Here is a 4,058-nt window from a genome sequence, read left to right as displayed (position 1 = left end):
GATCCGTCAAGTCATCCGCAGGTACGTAAACTGCCTGTACGGAAGTAATGGAACCTCTTTTTGTTGAGGTAATCCTTTCCTGCATGGCACCCATTTCTGTTGCCAATGTTGGTTGGTAACCCACCGCTGATGGCATACGTCCCAAAAGTGCTGATACCTCGGAACCTGCTTGGGTAAAACGGAAAATGTTATCAACGAAGAAAAGAACATCTTTTCCTTGTCCTTCACCTGAACCATCACGGAAATATTCTGCAATTGTCAATCCTGAAAGGGCTACACGTGCACGTGCTCCGGGAGGCTCGTTCATTTGTCCAAATACGAAAGTAGCTTTTGATTCTTTCATTGCTTTTTTGTCAACTTTGGATAGATCCCAACCACCATCTTCCATAGAGTGCAAGAAATCATCACCATATTTAATAATGCCTGATTCAAGCATCTCTCTTAAAAGGTCGTTACCTTCACGGGTTCTTTCACCCACTCCGGCAAATACAGATAAACCACCGTGTCCTTTTGCAATGTTATTAATCAATTCCTGAATCAATACTGTTTTTCCAACACCGGCACCACCAAACAGACCAATTTTACCACCTTTTGCATAAGGCTCAATTAAATCAATTACTTTGATCCCTGTAAAAAGTACTTCGGTAGAAGTTGATAAATCCTCAAACTTTGGTGCTTCACGGTGAATGGGAAGTCCTTTGTCGCCCTCTTTTGGAAGGTTTCCAATACCGTCAATTGCATCACCAATCACGTTGAATAATCTTCCATAAATATCATCACCAATGGGCATTTGAATGGGAGCCCCTGTGGCAACTACATCAACACCTCTGCTTAATCCATCTGTTGAATCCATCGAAATAGTTCTAACGGTATTCTCACCAATGTGTGATTGCACCTCAAGAATCAGCATTCCGGTTGGCATTTCAATTTCTAATGAATCGTAAATTTTGGGTAGTTCAGCACCACTTGAAAACTCAACGTCCACAACCGGACCAATGATTTGAGCAACTTTACCTTTAACGTTTGACATTGTTAACTATTTATTGTTTAGCAAATTAATTATCATAAAAACCTAAGAAAATAGGTTACGATTTTCACGGCGCAAAGATAGTTTTTTTAAATGAAATAAAAACAAATGATTTTGAGATTTTTCTTCTGAATCATCCCTTATGATGAATGGATATTCCTTTTTCTAAAATAAGAAACGAATAGAAATGTTTGTGTTATTCTACTTCTTAAAATGTTTAAAAGGGATTATAGATTTTTGGAATAATCTTCCCAACCCCAAGAAGGTTCTGGAATTTCTACATTTTTGGTGAGGTCAAAAGCGATAGAAAACTCCCTGTCTGTGCCCAAACGTCTAAGATTATAAGTGTAAACCGAATCTTTTATGGTAATCCACCAAACATTTGTAGCTGCTGCAGGTATGATTTTGCGTGTTTCTTCGTCTGCAGGGAAAGCTGCTATATCCGGCAAGCCGATGTTGGTTGTTGTTCCTCCATACATAGTGACTTCGTCATCAGATCCATCTTCAAGACGGTGGTCGTGTTTGAGTTCAATTTTGCCTTCAATATATCTTAATACCCAGGTTCTGCTGCGGTTTTCACCTACATTGAACGGAATATAAATTTCATTGTCACTGCAGGACAGCAAATGCATCACCAGTTTTTTACCCCTGAAGTCATCATTTTCAGGTGCTTTGATGACTTCTCCTTCAAAGGCTTTACCGCAATATGATTTCAAGGTGTTCCAAAATATCCTGGCACCGATTTCTTTACCGGTTTTAGTTTCAACAACTTTTTCAACGTCTTCTTCAACCTGTTCTTGAAGAGTGTCTTTTTGTTTGGTTTCGCAGGCTATGAACAGCAACCCCAAAAGGGGTAATATGTATATTTTTTTCATTATGATGTGATTTTGGTTCGTTTTCCTGTAAATGTAAGGATTGATTTTCAATTGTCCACAATCTTCATTTTCCGCAATAAAAATGAGGCATTCATATTTTGTGCAATCCCGTTTTTGAGGGTATAATCAAAATGCAATTCGTCATTGATGATCTCGGCGTCAAAATAGTAGTTTTTCACTTCGTCGTGGTCTTTTTCCACTTCACACAAGCTCAAATCGTGGGTAGCAATAATGCCGGTGGAGTGAGAAGCTACTAACTTTTCAATAAATTTTTTAGACCCCAAAGCCTTGTCGGTACTATTGGTTCCTTTTAAAATCTCGTCGAGGATGATAAAATAATTGTCGGTTGCAATCTGGTCCACGACAAACTTCAAACGCTTTAATTCAGAAAAGAAATAAGACTCGTCATCAGTCAGCGAGTCTGTGGTGCGCATACTGGTGATGAGTTTTATGGGCGAATAAGTAAATGCAGAAGCACACACCGGCAGACCCAGATTGGCCATCACTATGCCTAAGGAAACAGTTCTGAGAAAGGTGCTTTTTCCGGCCATATTGGCACCGGTGATGATAAAGAATTGCTGAGGTTCAATTTTAAAGTTATTGGTCACCGCTTTTGTTGGGTCTAAAAGCGGATGCACAAAGTTTTGGGCTTCTATGACGTTTCTACCTTCGGTAATTTCTGGGAATGTATAGTCAGGGTGATTGAAATGAAAATTGGCCAAAGAATTGAGTGCATCCATTTCGGCGATCACTGTAAACCAGTCTTCGGCTTTGTGCGCATAGGTTTTCATCCATTGCTCAATTTGATAGCTTTGGTTGAGGTCCCAAAGTAAAAACCCATTGATAATAAAACCGAGCAACATATTTTTACGCTGGTCAAGGGCGTTCAGTTTTTTAGAAAACTTTTGAGCGACTAAGGAAGCTTTCTCGTTTTCAATGGCAATTTGACGCTGTAAACTTTTTAATTTTGCAGAAGCAAAATTTGTTTTTTCAATTTGCATCAGTAAATAATGATTTTGTTGAAAAACTTCCTGGGTTTTATCCATTTTCGCCGAAAGGTCATTTACCTTTTTTAGGTAAACCCCTGAAATTCCTAAACCAATAAGGAGCCATAGCAATACCTGCTTAAAACCAATTATATCGAGAAATAAGGCAACAAACACCGCCAGGGAAAGTACCGAAAAAACAATGGGCAAGATTCGCATCATTTGCGGCATAAAATAAGAATGCGTTTTTAAAAGTCGAATCACTTCTGCAGTGGAGGTTTCAGCCTTTGAAATGGATGCATAGCCTGTAAAATCCTGCCGCCAAGATGCTTTTTCTGCTAGTTCTTTGATGGCTTCCTGTTTGTTTTTTATGTCATCAATCGCATTACTTTTTAATTTTTTTGCCAGTTTTGTTGCGCCTTCCCTCGTGGCCGTTCGGTTGAGGTATTGATAGAAAGAGCCTTTACCAAACAGGTCGATATCCTGAGAGTAATAATGAAAGTTGTCCTGAAACTCGTTGCCTTCAGGAAAATCTGAGACATCTCTTTTTAATGCCTTGAGTTCTTTTTTATTCAGCGAAATTAATTCCTGAAGCAAATTCTTTTGAAAAGTGAGGTCGCTGTGACGCGAAATCAAAAACAAAAACAACGCACTACCCAGAAGAATTACTACAAAAACCCCTCTGGCATCACCAAAAAAGAAATAAATACCATAGCACATTATCAGAAATAACCCCAGCCGAATCATACTGGAAGCAAACAACTTTTTTTTCAAGCTGCTTAATTGCTTTTGAAAGGTTTCAATTTGAGAAGTATAAAATGCATACGGATTCTGAGCCATCATCAAGTTTTAAAAGCCCCGAAATTACAGCTAAAATTACAAATTGGCTAATTCGGCTTGTAGTTTTTTGGTCAGGCTTGTGACTATCAAATCATAAGAGTGGTCGATGAGTTCAAAAATCATTTTATCAGTCAGCTCCTGATTTATGGACACAGTATTCCACTGGTTTTTGTTCATATGGTAGCCCGGTTGCACGGCTTCATATTGTGCCCTCAATTCTAGTGCCCTGTCGGGATCGCATTTTAAATTTACTGAGGGGGTGCCTTCTTCCCATTTTTTGACTGAAGAAAGCGCAAACATTTTTCCCATTACCTTGAACACCAGCACATC

Annotated in this window: 4 protein-coding genes; all 4 read right to left on the bottom strand. The window is 39.0% G+C overall.

All coding sequences use genetic code 11. The features are described 5' to 3' along the window. The coding region (atpD, locus tag AACY61_RS09925; RefSeq protein WP_339611422.1) for a F0F1 ATP synthase subunit beta at positions 1 to 1,030 on the bottom strand (1,030 nt) is incomplete at its 3' end. A 224-nt stretch (positions 1,031 to 1,254) separates the two neighbouring features. Further along, on the bottom strand, positions 1,255 to 1,902 hold the full coding sequence (locus AACY61_RS09920; protein ID WP_339611421.1) for a hypothetical protein: 648 nt from the start codon (positions 1,900 to 1,902) through the stop codon (positions 1,255 to 1,257). Between the two features lie 47 nt (positions 1,903 to 1,949). After that, positions 1,950 to 3,731, bottom strand: coding sequence for a DNA mismatch repair protein MutS (locus tag AACY61_RS09915; RefSeq protein WP_339611420.1), 1,782 nt, complete (start codon positions 3,729 to 3,731; stop codon positions 1,950 to 1,952). 33 nt (positions 3,732 to 3,764) lie between these two features. Continuing rightward, a partial coding sequence (locus tag AACY61_RS09910; protein WP_339611419.1) for an MmcQ/YjbR family DNA-binding protein occupies positions 3,765 to 4,058 on the bottom strand: 294 nt, incomplete at its 5' end.

The organism is uncultured Planktosalinus sp. (assembly GCF_963973675.1).
Classification (GTDB): Bacteria; Bacteroidota; Bacteroidia; order Flavobacteriales; family Flavobacteriaceae; genus Planktosalinus.
The sequence above is the reverse complement of the archived record's forward strand: the minus strand, read 5'-3'. Positions and strand labels throughout refer to the sequence as shown.

What these genes read in the sequence shown, in the direction of transcription:
- AACY61_RS09915 (WP_339611420.1), bottom strand. Translation starts at nt 3,731, where the DNA reads ATGATGGCTCAGAATCCGTATGCATTTTATACTTCTCAAATTGAAACC.
- AACY61_RS09920 (WP_339611421.1), bottom strand. Translation starts at nt 1,902, where the DNA reads ATGAAAAAAATATACATATTACCCCTTTTGGGGTTGCTGTTCATAGCC.